Genomic DNA, 25,712 nt, shown 5'->3' with positions numbered 1-25,712 from the left:
GTGACGTCGCGGCGGACCAGGGCCCGGGAGCGCGCGCTGCAGGCGCTCTACCAGATCGACGTGGCGGCCGAGGGCATCGACGACGCCCTCTCCCGCTTCTGGAAGAGCTTCGAGCCGGTCGAGCGCGAGGTGATGGACCTCGCCGAGGGGCTGGTGCGCGGCGTGGCCCAGCACCGGCGCGCGGTGGACGAGGCCATCGAGGCGGTCTCCACCAACTGGCGCCTCGACCGGATGGCCAAGGTGGACCGGAACGTGCTGCGGCTGGCGGTCTTCGAGCTGCTGCGCACCGACGTGCCGGTGAAGGTGGTGATCAACGAGGCCATCGAGCTCGGGAAGAAGTACGGGTCCGAGAGCTCGGGCGCGTTCGTGAACGGCGTCCTCGACAAGGTGGCGAGCGGCCTGCCGCCGGCGCGCCGCGGCGAGCGGTGAGGGGCGAGGCGTGACGCTCAAGATCGAGGTGGCGGAGCTGGGCCTGCAGGCCATCGACGCGCTCGACGTGGACGCGCTGTGCGTCTTCGTCGGGCCGGAGCGGCCGCTGCAGGGGCTGGCCGGCTTCGTGGACTGGCGGATGTGCGGCGCGGTCTCGCGCGTGATCCGCGGCGGGCTGTTCGAGGCGGCGCCGGAGGAGGCGCTGCTCGTCCCGTCCGGCGGCCGCATCCGCCCGGCGCGCGTGTTCTGCTTCGGCCTGCCCGCGGTGCCGCTCGCGCCGGATGCGTTCCTGGGCGCCGCCCGCCGCGCCTGCACGGCCATGGCCCGCGCCGGGAGCGACGCGTTCGCCTCGTCCCTCCCGCCGTTCGCCGGCGAGCCGGGGCTGGCGGCCCGGCTCTGGCTCGAGGCCAGCACGCTCCGGCCGGTGCGCCGGCAGGTGCTGCTCGGGGAGCCGCGCGCGCTGCAGCGCGACCTGACCGCCGCCCGCAACGCCATGGGGCTGGACGTGGAGGTGGTGGCGCCCCCGTCGCGCGTGGAGATGCCGTCCCGGGGCCGCGCCTTGCCGCACGTCGGCGGCGTGGTACGCTGACCCCGCCGCGGGGCCCGCGCCTCCGCGCCGCCCCATGCCGGCCGACCGATCCCAGAAGGCGCTCGCCGAGTTCGTCTCCGAAGCGCAGGAGACGATCGACGCGCTCGGCCACGGGCTCATGCAGCTCGAGGCGGGCGGGCACGAGGATCCGGATCCGGACGTCCTGAACGGCGTCTTCCGCGCCGCCCACACGCTGAAGGGCCTGTCCTCGATGTCCGGGGTGGAGCGCCTCACGCGGCTCGCCCACGCGCTCGAGGACCTGCTCGACGAGGTGCGGCTGGGCCGGCGCCGGCTGGACCGCCCCGCGCTCGACCTGCTGCTCGAGGCGCCGGAGGTGCTGTCGCGCATCGTGGCGGAGGAGGCCACCGGCGCGGCGCCGGCGAGCACCGACGCCGCCGCCCGGCTCACCGACCGGCTCCGCGCCGGCGAGGCGCCGCCGCCGGCCCGCGCGGCCGACTCGCTCGCGACCGTGGCGCTGGGCCCCGAGGTCCGCGGCATCCTCACCGAGTACGAGGAGCACCGGCTCCGCGCCAACCTCGACAAGGGGCTGGGGCTGCACCGGGTGAAGGTGAGCTTCGACCTGGACGGGTTCGACCGCGAGCTGGCCGCGCTGAGCGGGCGGCTGAAGCGGCTCGGCGAGGTGGTCTCGACGCTGCCGTCCTCGGACCTGCGCGATCCCCAGGCGATCGCGTTCGAGCTGCTGTTCGCCTCGAAGGAGCCCGTGGACGCGATCCGCCGCGAGGCGGGCCCGGCCGCGGCGGTCGAGGCGGTGCCGCGGGTCGAGGCGCCGCCGCCCGCGCCCCGCGCCGACGCGCCCCGGCGCGCCGGCGGCGCGCTCTCCCCCGCGCCCGAGGCCCCGTCGGAGGACGCCGCGTCGCTGCGCTCCGCCTCGCAGGCGGTGCGGGTGGACATCCACGAGCTCGATCGGCTCATGAACGCCGTCGGCGAGCTGGTGCTGGTGAAGACGAGCCTCGTCGCGCTCGCGGAGCGGCTCCGCGCCGAGGGGCGCGATCCGGCCGCGGCGGCCGAGCTGCAGCGCATCAACCGCACGCTGGAGCGCCGCCTGGAGGAGCTGCAGGCCGGCATCCTCGAGGTGCGCATGGTCCCGCTGGAGCAGGTGTTCGACAAGCTCTCGCGGATGGTGCGCAAGCTGGCGCGCGAGGTCGGCAAGGAGATCGATCTCCGGGTCTCGGGCGGCGAGGTGGAGCTCGACAAGCTCATCGTCGAGGACCTCTCCGATCCGCTCATGCACCTCATCCGCAACGCCATCGACCACGGGATCGAGGCGCCCGAGCGGCGCGCCCGGGCCGGGAAGCCGCCGCTCGGCACCGTGCGGCTGGAGGCGGCTCCGCAGGGCAACAAGGTCCGGATCGTGGTCGAGGACGACGGCGGCGGCATCGACGAGGACCGCATCCGGGAGGTGGCGGTCCAGCGCGGGCTGGCGACCGCCGGCGACGTCGGCGCGCTGTCCCGCCGCGAGCTCATGAACCTCATCTTCGTGCCCGGGTTCTCCACCGCGCGCCAGGTCACCAGCCTCTCCGGCCGCGGCGTGGGCATGGACGTGGTGAAGAGCAACGTCGCCGCGCTGTCCGGGATCATCGACCTGCACACCGAGCGCGGGCGCGGCACCCGCTTCGAGATCACCCTGCCGGTGACGCTCGCGATCGTGCGCGCGCTGGTGGTGTGGGTGGCGGGCCGGACCTACGCGGTGCCGCTCAACAGCGTGCTGGAGATCCTGGAGGTCCGCGCCGCCGAGGTGCGCACGCTCTCCACGCGCGAGGTGGTCACCGTGCGCGGCGCGACGCTGCCGCTGGTGCGCCTGTCCACCTTCTTCGGGCTGCCCGGCGCCGGCGCGCCGGAGCGGCTGTTCGTGGTGGTGGTGGGGCTGGCGCAGGAGCGGCTGGGCGTGGCGGTGGACGCGGTGGTCGGGCAGCAGGACGTGGTGGTGAAGCCGCTCGGCTCGGTGCTGCAGGGCGTGCGCGGCATCGCCGGCGCGACCGACCTGGGCAGCCGCCGCACGGTGCTGGTGCTGGACGTGGGCGCCATCATCGAGGACGTGGTGTCGGGGGAGCCCCGCGAGGCGGCGGGCTAGCCGGGATGTACCTCGAGCACTTCGGCCTCGCCCGCAAGCCGTTCTCCAAGACGCCGGACCCGGCGTTCCTGTTCCCCTCGCGCCAGCACGCCGAGGCGCTGGCGCGGCTCTCGCACGCGCTGGAGGAGCGGGAGGTGGCGGTGCTCACCGGCGAGGTGGGCGCCGGCAAGACCACGCTGTCGCGCGCGCTGGTGGACGCGTTCGCGGACCGCTGCCGGTTCAGCTTCGTGGTCCACCCGGCGCTGCCGGCCGCGCAGCTCCTCGGGGCCATCGCGGAGGGGTTCGGGCTGCCGCCGGCGCGGCGGAAGGCGGACGCGTTCTCGGCGCTCGCCGACCACGTGGCGCGGCTCGACGCCGAGGGCCAGTTCGCGGTGGTGGTGGTGGACGAGGCGCAGCTCCTCCCGGCCCGCGCCGCGTTCGACGAGCTGCGGCTCCTCACGAACCTGTGCGCCGACGATCGCGCGCTGGTCGGGCTGGTGCTGGTGGGTCAACCGGAGCTGCGCGAGCGGCTCCGCGCCCGGGGCGGCGAGGCGTTCCTGCAGCGCGTCGGGGTGGCCTACCACCTCGGCGCCCTCGACGCGCCCGAGACCGGCCGCTACCTGGAGCACCGGCTGGCGGTGGCCGGCCGGGCCGAGGCGCTGTTCGAGCCGGCGGCGGTGGCGGCGGTCCACCGGCTGAGCGGCGGGGTCCCGCGCCGGGTGAACCAGGTGGCGGCCAGCGCGCTGCTGGAGGGCTTCGCGCGCGAGGTGGAGACGATCGGCGCCGAGGTGGTCGAGGCGGCGGCGGCCGATATCGCCGCCTATCTGGGAACGCCGGGACGGCCGGGGTAGAGTTCCCTCCGGCGATGGACTTCCTGGCGATCCGGAAGAAGGCGAGGGAGCGGGCCGCCGCGCGCGCCGCGGCCCGGCCGGCCTCCGCCGCCGAGCTGCCGCCGGCGCCGCCCGCGGACGCCGCGGACGCGCCCAGCGCCGCGGCCGTGCTCGCCGGACGCGTCCAGGCCATGCCCGAGCCGGACCCGGCGCGCTTCACGACCTGGCGGCCCGGCGAGCCGCCTCCGGTGCCGATCGATCCGTCCGCGCTGCCCGCCGCGCGCCCCGGGCCGCCCTCGGCGCCGCCGCCCATCCCCGCGCCCGCCGTCGAGGCGCGCCCGCCGCCGGCGCCGGCCGCGCGCGATCCGCTCGACGCGTTCTTCTACCGGCCGGACGAGGAGGCGCCGGAGCTGCCCGAGCTGGGCTGGGCGGCGGGCGGCGCGCCGGCGCCGCTCGAGCCGGGCCAGGTGTCGCTCGACGAGTTCCTCACCTTCGCGCTCGGGGCCGAGGAGTACGCGGTGCCGGTGGAGCGCGTGCAGGAGGTGCTCCGCCCCCCGCCGCTCACCGAGGTGCCGCGCGCGCCGGCGCCGGTGCTGGGCGTCGTGACCGTGCGCGGCCGCGTGGTGGCGGTGATCGACCCCCGCGCGCGGCTCGGCCTGCCGGCGCCCCGCGACGCGGGCGAGGACGCCTGGCGCCTCGTCATCGTGGACGCCGGCGACGGGCCCTGCGGCTTCCGCGTGGACGCGATCTCCAGCGTGGTCCGCCTGCCCGCCGGCAGCCTGGAGCCGTGCCCGCAGGGCATCGGCGGCGACGCGGCCGAGTGCCTGCTCGGGATCGGGCGGGAGCGCGACCGGCTGTTCACCGTGATCGATCCGGCCGCGCTGGTGCGCCGCTCGCTGGCGGCGCCCCGCCGCGCCGAGGGGGGCCAGGGTGGCGGCGCCTGAGGCGGCCGCGCCGGAGGGCGCGCGGGTCCAGCTCTGCACCTTCCGCGTCGGCGGCGAGGACTACGCCATCGACATCATGCGGGTCCGCGAGATCATCCCCCCGCAGCCCGTCACGCCGGTGCCGCGCGCCCCCGCGTTCGTGGAGGGGGTGTTCCACCTGCGCGACGAGGTGATCCCGGTGGTGGACGTCCGGCGCCGCTTCGGGCTGCCCATCGGGCCGCCCACCCGGCGCACGCGCTTCCTGGTGGTGAACGTGGCGCGGCGGCGCATCGGGCTGGTGGTGGACGAGGTCTGCGAGGTCCTGCGCCTCCCGCGGCACGCGCTCCGCCCGGCCCCGGCGCTGGTGGCGGACGGGGGGCCGCGCTTCTTCCTGGGCGTGTGCGGCGGCGACGGGAGGACCGGCGGGCGCCGCGGGGGGCCGGCGCGGCTCCGGCTCCTGCTCGACGTGAAGGCCCTGCTCGACCCGGTGGTGCCGGGCGAGGCGGCCGCGGCCAGGGCCCAGGCCGAGGCCTCGAGGCGCGCATGACCGCTCCCGACCCGCACGGCCGGGCCCGCTCCGGCGACGAGGAGCTCCGCTACCGCGCCACCTGCGAGCTGGATCCGGCCACACCGTCCGAGCTGGCGGTGCTGCTGGAGGCGCTCGCGGACGCGAGCTGGCGGGTCCGGGCCGCGGCGGTGGAGCGGCTCGGCGCGCTCCGCGACCCCGCGCTCGCGCTGCGCGGCCTCCTCGAGGCGCTGGGTGGCGGCGCCACGGTGGGCGCGCGCGAGGCGGCGGCGGCGGCGCTCCAGCGGCTGGGCGCCGCGGCGGTTCCGGCGGTCCTGGAGCGGCTCGGCGGCGGCGACGGCGACCTCCGGCAGGCGGCGGCAGGCGTGCTCGGGGCCATCGGCGATCGCCGCGCGGTGCCCGCGCTGGCGGCGCGCCTCGCCGACGCCGATCCGAACGTGCGCGCCGCGGCGGCGGAGGCGCTCGGCCGCGTCGGCGGGCCCGAGGCGGCGGGGGCCCTCACCGCGGCGCTCGCGTCCGACGACGGGACGCTGCGGCTCGCGGCGCTGGAGGCGCTCGGCGACCTCCGCGCGTGCCCGCCCGCGGCGCTGGTGGCCCGGATCCTCGCCGACCCGGCGCTGCGCCGCCCGGCGTACCGCGCGCTCGGCGCGTGCGGCGAGCCGGAGGGGCTGCGCCTCCTGGCGCAGGGGCTGGCGGAGCCGGCGCGCGGCGCGCGGCAGGCGGCGCTGGCCGGGGTGGGCCTGCAGGTGGCCCGCGACGCGGCGGACGCGCTGGGCGTGCTCGCCGCGGCCGTGGCGGAGGTGGGCGCGCGCGACTCCGGGGTGGCGGACGCGTGCGCGGCCGCGATCGGCGGGGACGATCCGCACGCGACCCTGGGCGCGATCGCGGCGCTGGGGTGGCTGGGCGGGGCGCGGCACGTGGGTGCGCTGCTGCGCGCCGCCGAGGACGAGCGGCTGCGGCCGCTGGTCGAGGACGCGCTCGAGCGGCTCCCCGCCGGCGCCGAGCTCCGCGCCGCGCTGGCCGAGGCGCTCGGCAGCCAGGGGCCGGTGGGCCGGCTCACGGCGCTCGCGGTGCTGGCGCGCCTCGGCAGCCCGGCGGCGCTCGAGACCCTGGTGCGCGAGGCCAGCGACCCGGGCGGCTTCCTGCAGGCGGAGGCCGTGGCGGCGCTGGGCCGCCTGGGCGACGCGCGCGCGGTGGCGCCGCTGGCGGGGCTGCTCGGCGACGAGGACCCGGCGGTGGCGGGCATGGCCGCGAACGCGCTCGCCCGCATCGGGCTCCAGTCGTCCGCCTCCGCGGCGGCGGTGCGTGCGATGGCGCGCGCGCGGGCGGCGGTGGGCGCCTGGCCGGCGCTGTACCGCATCCTGGGCGCGCTGGGCCAGGCGGAGGACCTGCCCACGATCCGCGACGGGCTCCGCGCCGCCGCGCCGGCGGGGCGCGCCGCGGCGGCGGGCGCGCTGGCGGAGCTCGGGCGCCGTGGCGCGGCGCCGGCCGCGGCCGCGCTGGGCGAGCTCGCGGCGGCGCTCCGGGATCCCGACTGGCAGGTCCGCGCCGCGGCGGCCTCGGGGTGCGCGGAGGTGGTGCGCGCGGCCCCGGCGGCGCCCGGCGCCCCGCCGCCGGCGGTGCGCGCGGCGCTCGCGGCGGCGCTCGGCGACCCGGAGCCGGCGGTGCGGGCGGCGGCCGCCGAGGCGCTGGGCGTGGCGGGCGCGGTCGAGCAGGCGCCGGCGCTGGCGGCGCTGGGGCGCGATCCGGCCAGCCCGCCCGCGGTGATCGTAGCCGCGCTGCACGCGCTGGCGGGCCTGGGCGTGCCGCCGGCCGACCTGGTCACGGCCGCGGTCGGGCACGCGGACCCGGAGGTCGCGAAGGAGGGCGTGGCGGCGGCGGCGCGGCTGGAGGGGCCGGAGGGCGTCCGGCTGCTGCGGGAGGCGGCGGCGAGCGCGCGCTGGGACGTGCGGCGGGCCGCGGCCGGCGCCATGGCCGTGCGCGGCGATCCCGCGCTGGGACCGGACGCCGTCCGGCTCGCCGCCGGGGACGCCGATCCGCTCGTCGCGCGCGCGTTCGCCGAGGCGGCGCGCGCGCTCGGGGCCGGGTAGGCACGCATGTGGAGCCACGGGCCCCCGCCGCCGGCCATGACCGAGGAGCAGTTCCGGCTGCTCCGCGAGCTCATCCAGGCGCATTGCGGGATCGCTTTCCGCGAGGACCACCGCCGCCTGCTGGAGCGCCGCCTCGCGCCGCGGCTGGAGGCGCTCGGGCTCCGCGACTTCTCCGCCTACCACCGCCACCTCCGGTTCGATCCGCGGGGCGGCGCGGAGCTGGCCGAGGCGCTCGACCTCCTCACCACGAACGAGACCTACTTCTTCCGCGAGGCGCGCCAGCTCCGGGCGTTCGCGGACGAGATCCTGCCGGCCCTGGCGTCCTCGCTGGCCGCGGAGCGCCGGCTGCGCATCCTGTCCGCCGGCTGCAGCACCGGCGAGGAGGCCTGGACCGTCGCGGTGCTGGTGCGCGACTCGGGGCTGTTCGCCGGGTGGGACGTCGAGATCGCGGCCTGCGATCTCTCCCGCCGGTGCGTCGCGCAGGGCCGGGCCGGGAGCTACGGGGAGCACGCGTTCCGCGCGCCCGAGTCGTCGCCGATGCGGCGGTGGTTCCACCTGCGCGGCGGGAAGTGGGTGGTGGACGAGGGGCTCCGGGGGATGGTCCGGTTCCACCGCGACAACCTGGTGGCGCCGGACGCGCTCGCGGCGGTGCCGCCGCTGGACGCGGTGTTCTGCCGCAACGTGATGATCTACTTCGACCTGGAGGCGCGCCGCCGCGCGCTGCGCGCGCTCCACGCGAAGCTGCGCGGCGGGGGCTGGCTGCTGCTCGGCCACTCCGAGTCGCTGCTCAACGTGACCGCCGACTTCGAGCTGGTCCAGCTCCGGGCGGACCTCGTCTACCGCAAGCCGGCGGGCGGGGGCGCGCCGTGAGCGGCGACGGGCGCCGGCGCACCCTGCGGGTGCTGGTGGTGGACGACTCGGCCGCCAGCCGGGACGAGCTGGTGCGCATGCTCCACGGCGCCGACGGGCTGGTGGTGGCCGGCACCGCGGCGGACGGAGAGCAGGGGCTGGCCGAGGCGCTCCGCCTCGCGCCGGACGTGGTGGTGCTGGACCTGCAGATGCCGCGGATGGACGGGTTCAGCTTCCTGCGCCTGCTGATGGCGCGCCGCCCCACGCCGGTGGTGGTGCTGTCGTCGCAGTCGCGGCGCGCGGACGTGTTCAAGGCGCTCGAGCTCGGGGCGCTCGACTTCGTGGCGAGGCCGGAGCGCGGGGGGCTCGGGGCGGTCCGCGAGGCGCTGCTGGAGAAGTGCGCGACGGTGCGCGCGCTGCGCATCCAGAACCTCTCCGCCGGCGTCCGGGCCCTCGACGCCCGCGAGCTCGAGCCGGCCCGGGTCGCGGTGGTGGGGGCCTCCACCGGCGGCCCCTCCGCGCTGCAGCGCCTGCTCGCGGCGCTGCCCGGCGATCTCCCGCTGGCGGTGCTGGTGGCGCAGCACATGCCCGAGCGGTTCACCGGCGCGTTCGCGGAGCGGCTCGCCCGCGGCTCGCACTTCAGCGTGGTGGAGGCCGTGGACGGCGACCTGGTCGTCGCGGGGCGCGCGCTGGTCGCGCCCGGCGGGCACCACCTGGAGCTGGCGCGCGGCGCCGACGGCGTGCTGCGGGCGGCGGTGCTGCCGCCCGGCGCGCCGGGCCCCGGCGCGCGCCACTGCCCGTCCATCGACCGGCTCTTCCGCTCGGCGGCGCGGGTCCTCGGCGCCCGCGCCTGCGCCGCGCTCCTCACCGGGATGGGCACCGACGGGTGCGCCGGGATGGCGGCGGTGAAGGCCGCCGGCGGGCTCACGCTCGCCGAGTCCGAGGAGACCGCCGTGGTGTACGGGATGCCGCAGTCGGCGGTGGAGCGCGGCGCCGTGGACGCGCTGCTCGGGCTGGACGCCCTGGCGGCGCGCCTGATCGAGCTCGCACGCGAGGCCCGCGCGCCATGACCCCGTGCCCGCCGCGCCAGGCCCTGGTGGTCGACGACAGCAGCGCCATGCGCCGCCAGCTCTGCCGCGCGCTGCAGGGCGCCGGCGGCATCCGCACCACCGAGGCCGTGGACGGGGCCGACGCCTGGCGCCACCTGGCCGCGGCCCGCTTCGACCTGCTGGTCACCGACATCAACATGCCGGTGCTCGACGGGCTGAAGCTGGTGTCGCTGATCCGCTCCGGCGGGGCGCACCGCGCCATGCCGATCCTCGTGGTCACCACCGAGGCCGGCGAGGTGGATCGCCGCCGCGCGCTCGGTCTCGGCGCGAACGACTACCTGGTGAAGCCGGTGCAGGCCCACCAGGTGGTCGAGGCGGTGCGCCGCCTGCTCGGCGCGGTGTGAAGCCCCGCCGCCGGGCGCGTCCACCCGCGCGCCGTCAGGCGCGCCCGCGGGGACCTCGCGCGAGCCCGCGAAGGCGGGCGCGCGAGGTCACGGGTCCCGCGGATCGTCGCTCAGGGCGTTATTCTCTCCATCATCCGCGCGAACGGGATGGTCTCCCGGACGTGGTGGAGGCCGCAGATCCAGGCCACGCAGCGCTCCACCCCCATGCCGAAGCCGGCGTGCGGGACGGTGCCGTAGCGGCGCAGGTCGAGGTACCACTCGAACGCCTGCTTCGGCAGCTGGTGGTGCTCGATGGCGGCCTCGAGGGTGGCGAGGTCGTCCTCGCGCTGGCCGCCGCCGATGATCTCGCCGTAGCCCTCCGGCGCGAGCACGTCGCAGCCGAGCGCGACCTTGGGATCCGACGGGTCCTTCTTGAAGTAGAACGCCTTCATCTCGGCGGGGTAGCGGTGCACCATCACCGGGCGGTCGAACTGCTTCGCGACCACCGTCTCCTCGTCGCCGCCGATGTCGTCGCCCCACTTCATCGGGTGGCCGGCCTTCTGGATCACCTCGACCGCGTCGGTGTAGGTGATGCGCGGGAACGGCGGCTTCACCTTCTCGAGCAGCGAGACGTCGCGCTCCAGGACGGTGGCGAGCTCGACGCGGTGCTTCTCCAGCGCGGTCTGCACCACGTAGGACACGAACTGCTCCATCAGCTCCATGTCGCCGTCGAGGTCCATGTACGCGACCTCCGGCTCGACCATCCAGAACTCGGTGAGGTGGCGGCGCGTCTTGGACTTCTCGGCGCGGAAGGTCGGGCCGAAGCAGTAGACCTTCCCGAGCGCCATGGCGGCGGCCTCCATGTAGAGCTGGCCGGACTGCGTCAGGTAGGCCTTGCCGAGGTCGAAGTAGGGGACCTCGAACAGCGTGGAGGTGCCCTCGCAGGCGGACGGCGTGAAGATGGGCGCGTCCACCAGCGTGAAGCCGCGCTGGTCGAAGAAGTCGCGGATGGCCTTCTCGACGGTGTGGCGGACGCGCAGGATGACCTGCTGCCGCTGCGAGCGGAGCCACAGGTGCCGCTGCTCCATCAGGAACGCGACCCCGTGCTCCTTGTGCCCGATGGGGAACTCCTGGGCCGGGCGCGACACCACCTGCAGGTCGCGCACGTCCAGCTCGAAGCCGATGGGCGAGCGCTCGTCCTTCTTCACGAGGCCCGTCACCGTGAGGCTGGTCTCCTGCGGGAGGTGGTCCGAGGCCTGGAACACCTCCGGCGTCACGTTCCCCTTGAACACCACGCACTGGATCGTGCCGGTGCCGTCGCGCAGCTGGAGGAAGTGGAGCTTGCCCGACGAGCGGCGGTTGTGGAGCCAGCCGTGGAGCGTGATCTCCTTCCCCTCGTGATGGGCGATGTCGGCGACGTGGACGGGCGGGTACATGCGGGACCCCGTGCTGGATGGGCGGTGGACGTGGTTTCGCGGGCAATATACCTGAGCAGACGAAACGCGCGACGTCCGCTAGAATCCGCACCCCTATGTCGATGAACGAGCGTTACGAGCCCCAGTCGATCGAGCCGCGCTGGCAGCGCCGGTGGGAGGAGGCGGGCGCCTTCAAGGCGGGTCGCCGTCCCGACGCCGACACCCGCTACGTCCTCGAGATGTTCCCGTATCCGTCGGGCGCCATGCACATGGGCCACGCCCGCGTGTACACCATCGGCGACGCCCTGGCGCGCCACCTGCGCATGCGCGGGTTCGACGTCCTCCACCCGATCGGCTTCGACGCCCTCGGCCTGCCGGCCGAGAACGCCGCCATCAAGGACGGCCGCCACCCGGCGGAGCGGACGCGCGAGAACGTGGTCTCGTTCCGCGCCGAGATGAAGCGGCTCGGCTACAGCTTCGACTGGGACCGCGAGCTGGTCACCGCCGACGCGTCCTACTACCGCTGGAACCAGTGGTTCTTCCTGAAGATGCTGGAGAAGGGGATCGCCTACCGGCGCCAGGGCAAGGTGAACTGGTGCACCGGCTGCCAGACGGTCATCGCGAACGAGCAGGTGGTGGACGACAACCGGTGCGAGCGCTGCGGCTCGCCGGTGGTCGAGAAGATCCACCCGGAGTGGGCGTTCCGCATCACCGCCTACGCCCAGCAGCTGCTGGACGGGCTGGACGGCCTGAAGGACTGGCCGGACCGCGTCACGACCATGCAGCGCAACTGGATCGGCAAGAGCGAGGGCGCCGAGGTGGACTTCGCGCTCGCCGCCGGCGGCGCCGCGGTGAAGGTGTTCACCACCCGCGTCGACACGATCTACGGCTGCACGTACGTGGTGCTGGCGCCGGAGCACCCCCTGGTCGCGCAGGTCACCGCGCCGGAGCGCCGCGCCGAGGTGGACGCGTTCGTCGCGCGCATGCGCAAGACCGACGCGGTGGAGCGCACGGGCGAGGGCGCGCCGAAGGAGGGCGTGTTCACCGGCGCGTTCGCGGTGAACCCGTTCACCGGCGAGCAGGTGCCGATCTGGATCGCGAACTTCGTGCTGGCCGAGTACGGCACCGGGGCGGTGATGAGCGTCCCGGCGCACGACCAGCGCGACTTCGAGTTCGCGCGGAAGTACGGGCTGCCGGTGCGCGTGGTCATCCAGCCGGCGCATGGCGCGCGGCTCCCGGCCGGCGACGCGCTCGACCGGGCCGCCACCGAGGACGGCGTGCTCGAGGGCTCCGGCCCGTTCACGGGGCTCGCCTCCGCGGAGGCGCGGTCGCGCATGTCGGCGCACGCCGCCGAGCGGGGCTTCGGCCAGGGCACGGTGCGGTGGCACCTGCGGGACTGGGGCTTCTCGCGCCAGCGCTACTGGGGCACGCCCATCCCCATCATCTACTGCGACGAGCACGGGATGGTGCCGGTGCCGGAGCAGGACCTGCCGGTGGTGCTGCCGGCCGAGGCGATCATCACCGGCACCGGCGAGCCGCCGCTCGCCAAGGTGGCGTCGTTCGTGAACACCACCTGCCCGCGCTGCGGCAAGCCGGCGCGGCGCGAGGTGGAGACCATGGACACGTTCGTGGACTCGTCCTGGTACTACGCCCGCTACCTCTCGCCGAAGGACGAGGCGCGGCCGTTCGACCCGGAGGCCGCCCGGCGCTGGCTGCCGGTGGACGTGTACGTGGGCGGCCCCGAGCACGCGGTGATGCACCTGCTCTACTTCCGGTTCTGGCACCGGGTCATGCACGAGCTCGGGCTGGTGCACGAGGACGAGCCGGTGCGGCGGCTGGTCACGCAGGGCATCGTGAACGGGCCCGACGGGCGCAAGATGTCGAAGCGCTGGGGCAACGTGGTGGCGCCGGGCGGCATGGTGTCGAGGTTCGGCGCCGACACCGTGCGCATGTTCATGCTGTTCGCGGCGCCGCCGGAGAAGGACATCGACTGGTCCGACGAGCAGGTGGACGGCCTGTTCCGCTTCCTGGCGCGCGTGTGGCGCATCTACTTCGCGCGCCAGGCCTGCTTCGACGCCTCGGAGGCCGCGCTCGCCCAGGCGGCCGGCGAGGCGCTCGAGCTGCGGCGGCGCACGCACCGGACCATCAAGCGCGTCACCGAGGGCCTCGAGGCGGATCTCAAGTTCAACACCAGCATCGCCGCGCTCATGGAGCTGGTGAACGCGCTCTACGCGTTCGAGCCGGCCTCCGAGCCGGACCGGGCCGCGGTGCGCGAGGCGCTGCTCGCCCTCGCGACGCTGCTGGCGCCGTTCGCGCCGCACGTGGCCGAGGAGCTGTGGCACGAGGTGATGGGACCGGTCGCGCGCGAGCGCCTGGTGGCGGACGCGCCCTGGCCGCCGTTCGACCCGGCGCTGATCGTGGCCGACACCGTGACCATCGCGGTCCAGGTGAACGGGAAGCTCCGCGGCGAGGTGCAGGCGCCCGCCGCGGCCGGGGAGGCGGAGGTCCGCGCGCTCGCCGAGGCCGACGAGAAGGTGAAGGTCCACCTCGCGGGCAAGACCGTCCGCAAGGTGGTCTTCGTGCCGAAGCGCCTCGTCAACTTCGTGGTGGCCTGACGTGCGGCGCCCGCGCGACGCCCGCAGGCCGATCGCCGTGCTGCTCGCGGGCCTGGCGGCGCTCGCCGCCGGCTGCGGCTACGGCTTCTCCCACGCGTACCGCGCGCGCGGCGGCGCGGAGCGCGTGCACGTGCGCGCGTTCCAGAACCTCTCCAGCGATCCGGAGCTGGGCGCCGCCGTCACCGCCGCGCTGCGCGAGGAGCTGGCGCGGCGCGGGGCGTCGGCCGGCCCGGACGCGCCGGTGGCGATCGAGGGCGAGGTGGGCGCGGGGGAGGGCCTGCCGTCGTCGGTGACCGGCTCGACCTTCCACGTGGTGCTGAACGCGCGCGCGCGCCTGGTGTCCGAGGGGAAGGTGATCGCCTCGCTCGCGGTTCGCCGCGACGGCGATCACCTGGGCGGCGCGGATCCGCTCGAGACCGAGGGCCGGCGCGCGCTCGAGCTGCGCCGGCTGGCGGCGGACGCGGCGCGCCAGATCCTCGAGGGGTTCGAGGACCGGGACGAGCGCGCCCCGGCCGCGCAGGGCGCGGCGGGGCGCTGACGACCGGGGCGGGGAGGGGGCCTACTTCGCGGCGGCGGCCGGCTTCGCCGCGGCCTTCGCCAGGCGGGAGATCTTCCGCGAGGCGGCGTTCTTGTGCAGCACGCCCTTCGAGGCGGCCTTGCCGATGGTCTTCTCGGCAGACTTCAGCGCGACCTGCGTGGCGGCCGGATCGCCCTTCGCGATCGCCTCCCGCAGCTTCTTCACTGCGGACTTCACGCCGGTGCGGACCTGGACGTTGCGGGCCCGGCGCTTCTGCGCCTGGCGGTTGCGCTTCTCGGCCGATGCGGTGTTCGCCAAGTGACTTCTCCGTCGGGTTGAATAAGAGGGCGCGCTTCTATCGCCCAACGCGAGCCGCGTCAAGGGGTTATGAGCCCGGTGCGGTCCTGGGGTCCCGCGCGCCCTCGCGCGCGGTGCCCCGCTCGCGCCCACGGCGTGCGGCCGCGCGAGCCACGTGCTCGGCGTCCCCTAGAGCGGAGCGGACCTGCCGTGCATGCCCCCCGGAGGGCCTTCTGGCTCAAGGGTTCGCGCGCCCGGTGCCGCGGACGGCCGCGCGGCGCGCGGCTCCGAATCCGGGGTGGGTCCCGGAGTTATCCACCGGCGGGGGCGGGGAGACGTGGAGTGCGGAGGGGCGCCGGCCGCGGTGTGGACATCTCGGGGGAAGGGGAAGGTGAGCACGCGGAAATCACACGAGATTTCTGCTGCTGCGGAACGCGGCGCCACGTGCCGATGGGGTGAATTCCCTGCGTCGAGGCGCCCCGCCCACCGACTTATCCACCATCTTTCCCCAAACCCCGTGGAGAACCTGCCGAAGGGGCGGTGCCGGGCGATTTCGCTTGACGCTCGAGCTCCTTCGCCTCGTCCCAGAGCGCGTCCATCTCCGCCAGCGTGGCGCTCCCGTGGGGCACCCCGCGGCGCTCCAGCTCGCGCTCGACGTGCTCGAAGCGTGCGACGAATCGGCCCAGGCTCCCGCGGAGCGCCTCCTCCGGCGGGACGCCGAGCTTGCGGGCGTAGTTCGCGAGCGCGAACAGCGCGTCGCCCAGCTCGTGCTCGACGGCCGCGCGGTCGCCGCCCGCCACGGCCTGATCCAGCTCGGCGAGCTCCTCGCGCACCTTCTCTCGCGCACCGCCCGCGTCGGGCCAGTCGAACCCGATGCGGCTCGCCTTCTCGGTGAGCCGGTCGGCCCGCGCCAGCGCCGGCATCTCGCGCGGCACGCCCTCCAGCACGCTGTGGCCGGCGCCCTTCGCCTTCTTCTCCTCGCGCTTCAGCGCCGCCCACTGCCGCAGCACGCCCTCGGCGTCCTTCACCTGCGCGTCGCCGAACACGTGCGGGTGGCGCGAGACCAGCTTGTCGGAGATCGCGTCCGCCACGTCCGCGAACTCGAACGCGCCCTCCTCGCGGCGGAGCTGCGCCTGGAAGACGACCTGCAGCAGCAGGTCGCCCAGCTCCTCGCGGTGCTCGCGGACGTCGCCCGCGTCGATGGCCTCGAGGACCTCGTACGTCTCCTCCAGCACGTACGGGCGCAGCGTGTGGAGCGTCTGCTCGCGGTCCCAGGGGCAGCCCCCCGGGCCGCGCAGGCGCTCCATGATGGAGAGCAGGCGATCGATGGCCTCGGCGGCGCGCGACATGGTTCGTCTTCTTAGCGCGGGACCGGGCGTGCTAGCATCCCGTTCTCGCGTGTCCACCCGCGGTACCGCCCTCCCGACCCTGTTCGCCGTGCTGGCCGCGCTGGCCGCGGCCGCGCCGGCGTGCCCACGCGCGCAGGTGGCCGCGCCGCGGATGGTGGAGGACGGCGACGACGCCGCGCCCGAGCCGGCGCCGCCCGCGCAGGCGCCCGCCGCGCCGGCGCCCGCACCTGCACCCACGTCCGCCGCCGCCGTACGCGAGGCCGCCCCGGCCGCGCGCCAGGCCGCGCCCTCGCCCGCCGCCGCGCCGCCCGGCGGCGCGCCCGGCGCGGCCGCGGCCCCGTCCGCCGTGCCCGCCCCCGCGCCGGCGTCCGCGCCGGCCGCCGCCTCGGCGTCCGCGTCGGCCTCCGCGTCGCCCGCGCTGGCGCGGCCCATCGCGCCGGTCCGCGCCACCTGGGACGGCCTGCTCGCGGCCTGGTCCGACCGGCGCGGCGCGCTCCGCGAGGCCGACCCGGCGCGGGCCGACGCCGCGCAGCGGGCGCTGCTCGCCGCCCAGCGCGACCTCGCGATCGAGAACCTGGTCCCCATGGCCGTCGCCGAGGTGCGCGAGTCGCGGCGCGCGCTCGCCGCGAACCTGCCCGCCGAGGCGCTCGCGCGCGCCGAGGCCGCCAGCGCGCTCGCGCCGGACCTGCCCGACGGCCACCTCGCCCGCGCCCGGGCGCTGTTCGCGCGCGAGCCGGGGCGGCCCGGCCCGGTGCTGGCGGCGCTCGGCGACGCGCTCGCGGCCGCCGCCCGCGAGCCGCACACCGCGCGCGCGTTCGAGGGGGACCTGTTCGCCGCGGCGTTCGCGGCGGTGCTCGCCGCCGCGGCCGCGGTCGTGCTGGTGCTGCTCGCCCGGTCGCTCCGCCTCTTCCTGCACGACTTCCACCACCTGCCGCTCCTGCGCGGCTCCGCGCCGGTGCAGACCGGCTTCCTGGCGCTGGTGCTGATCGCCATGCCGGCCGCGTTCGGGCTGGGCGCCGCGGCGGTGCTCGCGGTCGCGGCGCTGGTCGCCTGGCCGTACCTCGCGAACCGCGAGCGGCTGGTGGTGACCGCCGCGCTCGGCGCGGTGCTCGCCATGCCGTGGGCCGCCGGCGAGGTGGCGCGGCTCACCGCCTGGACCGGGAGCGTGGCCGAGCGCGTGCACGAGCTCGAGCACGGGGCGGTGAGCGACGCCGAGGCCGCGCAGCTGGAGGCGTGGGCCCCGGAGTCGCCCGCGCCCGGGCCGGTGCTGGCGGCGCTGGGCCGGCACGCCAAGCGGCGCGGCGATCTCGACCGGGCGCTGCGGCTGTACCGCGAGGCGGCCGCGGCCGATCCGCGCGCGCCGGAGCTCTCGGTGAACGTGGGGAACGTGCTGTTCCTGCAGGGCGACCTGGACGGCGCCAAGGCCGCCTACCTCGCGGCGCAGGATCAGGCCGGCAGCGACCTGGTGGTGCTGGGCGCGGCGCACTACGGCCTCTCCAAGCTCTACCTGCGCACCTCCGAGATGGACAAGAGCGCGGCCGCCCGCGACAAGGCCGAGCACGAGGCCGGCGAGTACCTGCGCCGCCACGGCTCCGACGACGACTTCACCGCCAACCACTACCTGGTGGACGTCCCGGTCCCGCCGGCGCGCATCGCGGCGCTCGCCACCAGCGACGGGACGCCCGAGGCGGTGCGGCGCTGGGTGCGCGCGCGGCTGATGGGCGCGCTGCCGGCGGCGGCCTGGCCCTGGGGCGGCGCGGGCTTCCTGGCGGCGCTCTGGGCGCTCGCGCTGCTGCTCCGCCGGCTGGGCCCCTCGCGCGCCTGCGCCCGCTGCGGGCGGCCGGCCTGCCGCCGCTGCGACGGCGGCGACGGCGAGGAGTGCGGCCAGTGCGTGAACGTGTTCGCGCGCAAGGGCGTGGTGGACGCGCGCGACCGGCTGCGGAAGGAAGCGCAGGTCCGGCGCCACGAGCGGCTGGCGCGGATCGTCACCCGCGCGCTCTCCGTGGCCGGCGCCGGCGCCGCGCAGGTCGTCGCCGGCGCGCCGGTGCGGGGCGCGCTCCTGCTCGCGGCGGTGCTGTTCCCGGTGTTCGTCATCGGGCTCTGGCGCGGGGTCATGCCGCCGCCGTACCCGTCGCCCTACGTGCTCGCGGGCAAGCTCGCCGTCGCCGTTCCCCTGGGCGTGATCGCCTGGACGCTCGCGGTGCGCGACGCGTTCCGCCGGACCCGGAGCTGACCGATGGCGCTCACCGGCACGCTCAAGGACTTCGGGATCGCCGAGATCCTCCAGCTCATCGGCCAGCAGGCCAAGAGCGGCGTGCTCCACCTCGAGTCCCGCGACGACGAGATCCACATCGCGCTCGCCGACGGCAACGTGGTCCGGGCCGAGTCGGCCGGGCGCAAGGCGCGCGAGCGGCTCGGCAACATGCTGGTGCGCGCCGAGGTCATCTCCAAGGAGGAGCTGGAGCAGGGCCTGGAGGTCCAGAAGCGCACCCTGCGACGCCTGGGAGACATCCTGGTGGAGCTGGGCTTCGTCTCGCAGCAGGACCTGCGCGAGATGACGGCGCTGCAGACCACCGAGACCGTCTACCAGCTGTTCCGCTGGAAGAGCGGCACCTACGCGTTCGAGCCGGGCGAGGTGGAGTGGGACCGCGAGACCGTCTCGCCGCTGCGCGCCGAGTCGGTGCTGATGGAGGGGTTCCGCCGGGTGGACGAGTGGCCGATGATCCGCAAGCGGATCCCGTCCACGGCCATGACGTTCGAGCGCCGCCGGGCGCTCGACCCGGACGCGCCCGCCGCGCCGAGGCGCGGCGGCGACGACGTGGACGACGCGTTCGACGCGCTCGGCGAGGAGCCCACCGAGCGCCGCGGCGAGTTCGCCTCGCTCGGCGCGAACGAGCGGCGGGTGTTCGCGCTCGCCATCCCGGGCCGCACCGTCGAGCGGCTCGTGGATCTCTCGCGCCTGGGCGAGTTCGAGACCTGCAAGGCGCTCACGAACCTGCTCAACCTCGGCTACCTCGAGGCGATCGCCCCCGCCAGCCGGGCCAAGGCGGCGGTCGGCGCCTACGCGCAGGACTGGCAGGCCCGGCTCCGGGCCGGCGCGCTGAGCGTGCTGGCCACGGTCGCGATCGCGGCGGCGCTGGCCGGGATCGCGTACTGGGTGGACGAGCGCGGCCTGGCGTGGGGCGAGCCCGCCGGCGCGGCGCGCGTGCGGGACAACGCCGCGGAGCGGTTCCTCGCGCGCTACCAGCTCGAGCGGCTGCGCGGCGCGCTGGAGGTGTACCGCCTCGAGAAGGGCGAGTACCCGGCGGCGCTCGGGACGCTGGTGGAGGCCGGCCTGGTGGACGCGCGCGACCTGCGCCACCCGTGGGCGGAGCCCTACCACTACCGGCGCACGCCAGCGGGGCGCTTCGTGCTCCTGCCTCCCGTGGAGTAGGACCGCGCCCATCCTCCGCTGCCGCGCGACGGGGCGTAGATTATGGGTGCCCCGGCGGGGCGAGCGCCGTCCAGGCGGACGGCGGCACGGACAACCGACGTAAGGAGCATCCTTGGGTCAAAGCGCGGCGGAACCCCTCAAGACGGCCAGGCTCGAGTTTCCCGACAACGACAAGGTCCGCGCCCTGTGCGGCGCGCACAACGAGCACCTCAAGCTCGTGGAGCGCCGGCTCGGGGTCCAGCTCGGGCTGCGCGGCGGCCAGGTGGTGATCGCCGCGCCCGAGGAGGCGCGGGTGCACCTTGCCGAGTCGCTGGTGAAGGAGCTCTACGAGCTCGTCGAGGCGGGGTATCCGCTGTACCTCGAGGACGTGGACCAGGCGACGAAGCTCGCCGTGCAGGGCGTCCCGCTGAAGGAGATCTTCGGCGACACCGTCTTCGTCTCCTCGCGCCACCGCATCATCACGCCCAAGGGGCTCGCGCAGAAGCGCTACATCCAGGCCATCCGCGACGACGACATCGTGTTCGGGGTGGGGCCGGCCGGCACCGGCAAGACGTACCTCGCCATGGCGATGGCGGTGGCGTACCTGGTGGAGCGGCGGGTGAAGCGGATCGTGCTGACGCGGCCGGCGGTGGAGGCGGGCGAGCGGCTCGGGTTCCTGCCCGGCGACATCGCCGAGAAGGTGAACCCGTACCTGCGACCGCTGCACGACGCGCTGTTCGACATGGTGGACTACGAGAAGGCGACCGCCTTCATCGAGCGCGGCACCGTGGAGGTGGCGCCGCTCGCGTTCATGCGCGGCCGCACGCTCAACGACGCGTTCATCATCCTCGACGAGGCCCAGAACACCACCGCCGAGCAGATGAAGATGTTCCTGACGCGCCTCGGCTACGGCTCGAAGGCGGTCATCACCGGCGACGTGACGCAGGTGGACCTGCCGAGCGGCCGCGGCTCCGGCCTGGTGGAGGTGCAGAAGGTCCTCCGGGGCGTGGAGGGCGTCTCGTTCTGCATGTTCTCCGAGGTCGACGTGGTCCGGCACCCGCTCGTCCAGGAGGTGGTGCGGGCCTACGACGCCTTCGAGGCGGAGCGGCGCGCCCGCACCGAGTCCGCCCGGACGGAGAAGGGCCGGCCGGGCGGGGGCACGGACGCCGGGGGGACGGACGCCGGGGGCGGGGTGCCCGGCGCGGAAGGGTAGCCCCTGAAGCGTCGCGCCGATCGATCCGCGGAGGGGCGGCACCTCGCCGCGTGTTCAGGGGGAAGCCCCGGTTCTCCGTTGCGCTCCTCCCACCCCGGTGCGACTCTCGCACGCCGTGTCCGGTCCCCCCACTGACACACCCGCCGCCGGCGGCCCTCCCGCCGCCGACCGCGTCGACTGGCCCGGCCGGCTGATGCGCGCGCTGCTCGTCGCCGCGGTCGCCGCGGCGGCCGGCTGGCTGCTCGCGCCGTCCGCCGCGCACCGGCTCCCCGGCCCGGACGCGCTCGGCACGCCCGCCCCCGCGACCATCAAGGCCGATCGCGACTACGACATCGTGGACGAGGAGGCGACCGCCCGGCGCCGCGCCGAGACCGCCGCGGCGGAGCGCCCGGTCTACCACCAGGACGCGGGGGCCGCCGACGAGGCGGTCGCGCGGGTGCACGCCGCCTTCGAGCTGATGCGCGACGAGGAGCGGGCGCTGCGCGAGGACGGCCGCGGCCCGCGGGAGGCGGCGATCCTGGAGCGGCGCTACGCCGCGCAGCGCGCCGCGTTCGTCGCGCGGCTCCAGGTGCTCGTGCGCGACGGCGACCTGGCCGCGCTCGGCACGACCCGGTTCACCGAGTCGGTGGAGCGCCAGCTCGCCGAGCTGGCGCGGGGCGCCCTGGCCGGGATGGTGATCGAGGACCGCAAGCTCCTCCCGGCCGCCCCCGACGCCGGCTTCGTGGTCCGCACCTTCCGCGGCGGCCGCCCGGAGGGCGAGCAGCCGTTCGCCGACGCCGCCCAGGTCCGCGACGTGGCCGAGGCGCGCGAGGAGGTGGCCCGCACCGCGGCCGCGCGGCTGGAGAAGGAGCCCGCGGCGGTGCGCGCGGCGCTGGCGCGCATCGCGGAGGCGATGGTGCGCCCGACGCTGGTCTACGACCAGGCCGAGACCGAGCGCCGGCGCTACGACGCGGCCGCGCGGGTGAAGCCGGTGGCCATCCCGGTGAAGCGCGGCGAGAAGATCATCGGGGACGGCGAGCGGATCGAGAAGCGCCACCTGCTGGTGTTCGACGGCATCCGCGCGCAGCGCAAGGGCGAGGACCTGGGCAGCGTCCGGGCCGGCGGCGCCGCCGTGGTGGCACTGCTCGTGTCGCTGCTCTGGCGCTTCGCGCGCCGGAACGTGGCGCGCTTCCGCCCGGCGCGCCGCGACGCGCTGCTGCTCTCGCTCCTGTACCTGGGCTCGCTGGCGGCGGGCTTCCTGGGCTTCGCGGTGATGGACGCGCTCCACGAGCGCTTCCCGTACGTCCCCGCCGCCGCGCTGCAGTACCTGGTGCCGTTCGCGGCGGGCGCGATGATCGTCCGGCAGGTGCTGGCGGCGGAGACCGCGCTCCTGTTCGCGCTGGCCATGGGGCTCGCGGCCGGGCTGCTCGCCGGGCAGTCGCTCGCGTACGCGCTGTTCGCGACGCTCACCTCCGTCGCGGCGGCGGGCCTGGTGCGCAACAACCGCGACCGGGCCGGGCTGTTCCGCGCCGGCCTGGGGGTGGGGCTGGTCGGGGCCGCGGTCGTCGCGGCGCTCGGGCTCTACGCCGGCCGCGCCGGCGCCGAGGTGCTGCTCTCGGCCGTCGGGGCGCTGGTGGGCGGCGCGGTGCTGCTGCCGGTCGCGGTGGTGGGGCTGCTGCCGGTGGTGGAGGGCGTCTTCGGCTACGTCACCGACGTGAAGCTGCTCGAGCTCGCCAACCTGAACCACCCGGCGCTGAAGGAGCTCATCGTCCAGTCGCCCGGCACGTACCACCACTCCATCCTGATGGGCTCGCTGGTGGAGGCCGGCGCGCAGGCGATCGGCGCGAACCCGCTGCTGGCGCGGGTGTGCGCGTACTACCACGACCTCGGGAAGATCCGGAACCCGCTCTACTTCGCGGAGAACCAGCGCGGGGGCGAGAACCGCCACGACGCGCTCGCGCCCTCCATGAGCGCGCTGATCGTGAAGCGCCACGTGACGGACGGCCTGGAGCTGGCGCGGCACTGGCGCCTGCCGCGGGTGGTCCAGGACGCCATCGCGCAGCACCACGGGACGCGGCACGTCGGCTACTTCTGGGGAAAGGCGCAGCGGCTGGCCGAGGAGGGCGGGGGCCGTGGCGCGCTCGACGAGGCCCTGTTCCGCTACCCCGGCCCGAGGCCGCAGACGCGCGAGGCGGCGCTCGTCATGATCGCCGACGCGTGCGAGGCCTCGGCGCGCGCGCTGGAGGACCCCACCGCCGACTCGCTCCGCGCGCTGGTCGCCAAGCGGATCAACGAGGTGTTCGGGGAGGGGCAGCTCGACGAGTGCGCCCTGACGCTGCGCGACCTGAACGCCATCTCCGGCGCGATGGTGCGGGCGCTCGAGGCCATCTACCACACGCGCCCCGAGTACCCGGACCGGCGCCGCGACGAGGGGCCGGCGGTGCACCTGGTGGCCAAGCCGTGATCGTCCGCCTGACCTCCGAGCACCGCGACGGCGCCCGCGCCGCCCGGCGCCTCCGCGCCCGCGCGGCCGCGTTCCTCGCCGCCCTGGGGCGCGAGGACGCCGAGCTCTCCATCCTGCTCGTGACCGACCGGCGCATCCGCACGCTCAACCGCGAGTGGCGGGACAAGGACCAGGCCACCGACGTGCTGTCGTTCCCGATATCGGAGCCGCCGGGCGCTGGGGCGCTGCTGGGGGACGTGGTAATCTCGCTCGACACCGCCGCGCGGAGGGCGCGGTCCGAGGGTCGGCGGGTGGGCGCCGAGCTGGACCGCTACCTGGCGCACGGGATCCTGCACCTGCTCGGCTACGACCACGAGCGGCCCGCGGACGCCCGGGCGATGGCGGAGAAGGAAGCGGAGCTCGCGCGGGCGGAGGGGCTCGTCGGGGCGGCGCTCCGCGAAGGCCGGCGCGAGGGGCGCGCCGGCAGGGCAAAGGACCGATGGACCCGTTCGCCGACATCGATCTCGACTCCGAGTCGGTCTGGCTCGACGGCGCGTGGTTCACGCGCGAGGACCTCGCGCGCCGGATCAAGGACATGATCGAGGCGGGCGACTTCCGCGTGTCGCGGCCCAGCCAGGCGCTGGAGCGGCTGGAGGCGGCGCTGGCCCAGGCGCGGGTGGTGCCGGTCCGCATGCCCGCCGACCTCGCCGAGGCCATGACCGCCACCGCGTCGCGGCTCGGCCGGCCGGTCGGCCACCTGGTGCGCGAGGCGGTGGCGTACTACCTCGCCGCCGCCGAGGCCTACGGCGCCGCGCAGGCGCAGCAGGCCGAGGCGCCGGACGGCCCGGAGGGCGGGGCCGGCGGGAAGGTCCGCTGACCGGGCGCCCCCGGCCCGCCGGCGCCAGGATCCCCGGTGCGCCGCGGCCCCCGTGCCGCCGCAGGAACGCTCGATGACGCGCCTCGTCCCCTACCTCCTCGCGATCGCCTCCGGCCTCGCGCTCGCGCTGGCGCTGCCGCTGGTGGTGCCGTTCCTCTCGATCCGGGAGGTGGACCCGGCCGGCCGGCTGGAGCTCCTCGCCTGGGTGGCGCTCGTGCCCGCGTTCGTGGCGCTGCGGCGCGCGCGGGGGGCGTGGCAGGCGGCGCGCCTCGGCCTCGCGGGCGGCCTCGCCTACTTCTTCGCCGCCATCTACTGGGTCTCGCACGCGATGACCGCGTTCGGCGGCCTGTCGCTCGCGTTCTCGGTGTTCGCGCTGTCGCTGCTGGTGCTGTACATGGCGGCGCACTGGGCCGCCGCGTTCGCGGTCGCGCAGCGCATCCGCGCGCGGCTGGGCTGGCCGGCCTGGGCGGTGCTCCCGCCGGTGTGGGTCGCGTTCGAGCTGTCGCGCAACTACCTGTTCTCCGGGTTCCCCTGGGCGAACGTGGGCTACACCCAGGCGCGCACGCCGGTGGTGGCGCAGCTCGCGGCCGCGACCGGCGTGTACGGGATCGCGGCGCTGGTGGTGCTGGTGAACGCGGTGCTGGCGGAGGCGCTCGAGGCCCGGCGCGAGCGGCGGCCGCTCCCGCGGCGGGCGCTGGCCGGGACCGCGGCGCTGGTCGCGGCGGTCGTCGCGGGCGGCGCGCTGCGGGTGCGCGCGGTGCGCGCCGAGGCCGCCGCGGCGCCGTCGATCACGGTCGGCGTGGTCCAGCCGAACGTGGACCAGTCGGTGAAGAACGCGGCGCGCAACCACCGCGCGCAGATCCTGGCGCGGCTCGTGCCGCCCACGCTCGAGGCGGACCGCGCCGGCGCCGACCTGGTGGCGTGGCCCGAGGCGGCCTACCCGCTGTACGTGGCGCCCGACGTCCGGAGCTTCGCGACGCCCGCCGCCGGGCTGCCGCCGCTCGAGCGCGCGCACGTGCTGCTCGGGGCGACCACCGTCGAGTGGACCCGCGGGGCGAACGGCGAGCGCGTCCCGCGGGTCGGCAACGCGCAGTTCATGGTCTCGCCCGGGCGGCAGGTCCTGGGGAAGTACCTGAAGCATCACCTCGTGCCGTTCGGCGAGTACGTGCCGCTGCAGCGCTGGCTGCCGTTCGTGGGTCACCTCGTGCCGAGCCTCGCGCCGGCCGAGCCGGGCCGCGAGCTCACCGTGCTCGAGTTCCCGCTCGCCGCCGCGCCGGCCGCCGGGCCCGCGCTCGCCTCGGCCGTCCCGGGCGCGCCCGCCGTCGGGGACGACGCGCCGCCTCCCGCGGCCGCCGGGCCGGTCCGCGTCGCGCCCATGATCTGCTACGACGCGATCTTCCCGGAGATCAACGTGGCGTTCGCGCGCGGCGAGCCGGAGCCCGAGCTCCTGGTGAACCCCACCAACGACGCCTGGTACGGCTACTCGTCGGGCCCGTACCAGTTCCTCGCCATCGTGCGCATGCGCGCGGTCGAGGCGCGCCGCGCGGTGGTCCGGCCCGCCTACGCCGGGGTGTCGGCGGTGATCCTGCCCACCGGCGAGCTGGCGCCGGGCGCGCTCGACGTCGGCCCGGTGGATCCCGATCTCGCGCCGGACCCGCAGGAGCCGGCCCGGCTGCTGCTCGCCCGCGTCCCGCGGTTGCGGGGGCGCACGCTCTACACTACAGTCGGCGACCTCTTCGCCTGGGCCAGCGCGCTCGTCGCCGCCGCCGCCCTGGCGGCCACCCACCCCGCGCTCGCCCGTCGCGTGCGCCGGGAGGGCCGGGACGGCCGGAGCGCCGCCGCGTAGCGAAGGAACC

Annotated in this window: 22 protein-coding genes; 19 read left to right on the top strand and 3 right to left on the bottom strand. The window is 76.4% G+C overall.

What is annotated here, in order from left to right:
* From nusB to ANAEK_RS14205, 10 genes are read left to right on the top strand one after another with little or no spacing between them, the layout of a single operon-like run.
* The gene (gene nusB, locus ANAEK_RS14250) at nt 1-429 is read left to right on the top strand and encodes a transcription antitermination factor NusB (protein ID WP_011421790.1); all 429 of its coding nucleotides are present in this window, start codon (nt 1-3) and stop codon (nt 427-429) included.
* A 10-nt stretch (nt 430-439) separates the two neighbouring features.
* On the top strand, nt 440-1,018 hold the full coding sequence (locus ANAEK_RS14245) for a peptidase M17 (protein ID WP_012526833.1): 579 nt from the start codon (nt 440-442) through the stop codon (nt 1,016-1,018).
* 34 nt (nt 1,019-1,052) lie between these two features.
* A complete protein-coding gene (locus tag ANAEK_RS14240; protein WP_012526832.1) occupies nt 1,053-3,110 on the top strand; it encodes a chemotaxis protein CheA in 2,058 nt (685 codons plus the stop codon).
* A gap of 5 nt (nt 3,111-3,115) precedes the next feature.
* Nucleotides 3,116-3,940, top strand: a complete 825-nt coding sequence (locus ANAEK_RS14235) for an ExeA family protein (protein ID WP_012526831.1) — start codon at nt 3,116-3,118, stop codon at nt 3,938-3,940.
* Between the two features lie 14 nt (nt 3,941-3,954).
* Nucleotides 3,955-4,863 carry a chemotaxis protein CheW gene (locus tag ANAEK_RS14230; protein WP_012526830.1) on the top strand — a complete coding sequence of 303 codons (909 nt, stop codon included), beginning with the start codon at nt 3,955-3,957 and terminating at the stop codon, nt 4,861-4,863.
* Nucleotides 4,850-5,389: a chemotaxis protein CheW gene (locus tag ANAEK_RS14225; RefSeq protein ID WP_012526829.1), complete on the top strand. Its 540-nt coding sequence runs from the start codon at nt 4,850-4,852 to the stop codon at nt 5,387-5,389. The genes ANAEK_RS14230 and ANAEK_RS14225 overlap by 14 nt, the downstream gene beginning before the upstream one ends.
* Complete coding sequence (locus ANAEK_RS14220; RefSeq protein ID WP_012526828.1) at nt 5,386-7,458, top strand: HEAT repeat domain-containing protein; 2,073 nt, start codon at nt 5,386-5,388, stop codon at nt 7,456-7,458. The genes ANAEK_RS14225 and ANAEK_RS14220 overlap by 4 nt, the downstream gene beginning before the upstream one ends.
* 6 nt (nt 7,459-7,464) lie before the next feature.
* Nucleotides 7,465-8,328, top strand: a complete 864-nt coding sequence (locus tag ANAEK_RS14215) for a protein-glutamate O-methyltransferase CheR (RefSeq protein WP_012526827.1) — start codon at nt 7,465-7,467, stop codon at nt 8,326-8,328.
* Nucleotides 8,325-9,377, top strand: coding sequence for a chemotaxis-specific protein-glutamate methyltransferase CheB (cheB, locus tag ANAEK_RS14210; protein ID WP_012526826.1), 1,053 nt, complete (start codon nt 8,325-8,327; stop codon nt 9,375-9,377). The genes ANAEK_RS14215 and cheB overlap by 4 nt, the downstream gene beginning before the upstream one ends.
* Nucleotides 9,374-9,760: a response regulator gene (locus tag ANAEK_RS14205; RefSeq protein WP_012526825.1), complete on the top strand. Its 387-nt coding sequence runs from the start codon at nt 9,374-9,376 to the stop codon at nt 9,758-9,760. Before cheB ends, ANAEK_RS14205 begins: the two co-directional genes overlap by 4 nt.
* 110 nt (nt 9,761-9,870) lie before the next feature.
* On the opposite strand, the gene asnS is transcribed toward ANAEK_RS14205, so the two are convergent.
* Nucleotides 9,871-11,175 (bottom strand): asparagine--tRNA ligase, encoded by a 1,305-nt coding sequence (gene asnS, locus ANAEK_RS14200; RefSeq protein ID WP_012526824.1) that lies wholly within the window; start codon nt 11,173-11,175, stop codon nt 9,871-9,873.
* Nucleotides 11,176-11,270: 95 nt separating this feature from the next.
* Here asnS and leuS point away from each other — a divergent pair, with 95 nt between their 5' ends.
* Complete coding sequence (leuS, locus tag ANAEK_RS14195; RefSeq protein ID WP_012526823.1) at nt 11,271-13,769, top strand: leucine--tRNA ligase; 2,499 nt, start codon at nt 11,271-11,273, stop codon at nt 13,767-13,769.
* Nucleotide 13,770: 1 nt separating this feature from the next.
* Entirely contained in the window at nt 13,771-14,307 is a 537-nt protein-coding gene (gene lptE, locus ANAEK_RS14190; protein WP_012526822.1) for an LPS assembly lipoprotein LptE, read from the top strand.
* Nucleotides 14,308-14,328: 21 nt separating this feature from the next.
* Here the strand turns inward: lptE and rpsT are convergent, their stop codons facing one another.
* Nucleotides 14,329-14,604, bottom strand: a complete 276-nt coding sequence (rpsT, locus tag ANAEK_RS14185; RefSeq protein ID WP_012526821.1) for a 30S ribosomal protein S20 — start codon at nt 14,602-14,604, stop codon at nt 14,329-14,331.
* Between the two features lie 470 nt (nt 14,605-15,074).
* Nucleotides 15,075-15,932 (bottom strand): nucleoside triphosphate pyrophosphohydrolase, encoded by an 858-nt coding sequence (gene mazG / locus ANAEK_RS14180; protein WP_012526820.1) that lies wholly within the window; start codon nt 15,930-15,932, stop codon nt 15,075-15,077.
* Nucleotides 15,933-15,981: 49 nt separating this feature from the next.
* On the opposite strand from mazG, the gene ANAEK_RS14175 reads away from it, so the two are divergent.
* From ANAEK_RS14175 to lnt, 7 genes are all read left to right on the top strand, one after another.
* Nucleotides 15,982-18,165, top strand: a complete 2,184-nt coding sequence (locus ANAEK_RS14175; protein WP_012526819.1) for a lipopolysaccharide assembly protein LapB — start codon at nt 15,982-15,984, stop codon at nt 18,163-18,165.
* Between the two features lie 3 nt (nt 18,166-18,168).
* Nucleotides 18,169-19,365, top strand: a complete 1,197-nt coding sequence (locus ANAEK_RS14170) for a DUF4388 domain-containing protein (protein ID WP_012526818.1) — start codon at nt 18,169-18,171, stop codon at nt 19,363-19,365.
* Between the two features lie 112 nt (nt 19,366-19,477).
* Nucleotides 19,478-20,557, top strand: a complete 1,080-nt coding sequence (locus ANAEK_RS14165) for a PhoH family protein (RefSeq protein ID WP_012526817.1) — start codon at nt 19,478-19,480, stop codon at nt 20,555-20,557.
* Nucleotides 20,558-20,750: 193 nt separating this feature from the next.
* Nucleotides 20,751-23,000, top strand: a complete 2,250-nt coding sequence (locus ANAEK_RS14160; RefSeq protein ID WP_232288220.1) for an HD family phosphohydrolase — start codon at nt 20,751-20,753, stop codon at nt 22,998-23,000.
* The gene (gene ybeY / locus ANAEK_RS14155; protein WP_041454076.1) at nt 22,997-23,578 is read left to right on the top strand and encodes an rRNA maturation RNase YbeY; all 582 of its coding nucleotides are present in this window, start codon (nt 22,997-22,999) and stop codon (nt 23,576-23,578) included. The genes ANAEK_RS14160 and ybeY overlap by 4 nt, the downstream gene beginning before the upstream one ends.
* Nucleotides 23,479-23,856, top strand: a complete 378-nt coding sequence (locus tag ANAEK_RS14150; protein ID WP_012526815.1) for a hypothetical protein — start codon at nt 23,479-23,481, stop codon at nt 23,854-23,856. The genes ybeY and ANAEK_RS14150 overlap by 100 nt, the downstream gene beginning before the upstream one ends.
* A 73-nt stretch (nt 23,857-23,929) precedes the next feature.
* Nucleotides 23,930-25,702 carry an apolipoprotein N-acyltransferase gene (gene lnt, locus ANAEK_RS14145; protein ID WP_012526814.1) on the top strand — a complete coding sequence of 591 codons (1,773 nt, stop codon included), beginning with the start codon at nt 23,930-23,932 and terminating at the stop codon, nt 25,700-25,702.
* The last annotated feature ends 10 nt before the right edge of the window (nt 25,703-25,712 follow it).

This window comes from Anaeromyxobacter sp. K (genome assembly GCF_000020805.1).
Lineage (GTDB): Bacteria > Myxococcota > Myxococcia > Myxococcales > Anaeromyxobacteraceae > Anaeromyxobacter > Anaeromyxobacter dehalogenans.
This window is presented reverse-complemented; position numbering and strand designations above follow the sequence as displayed.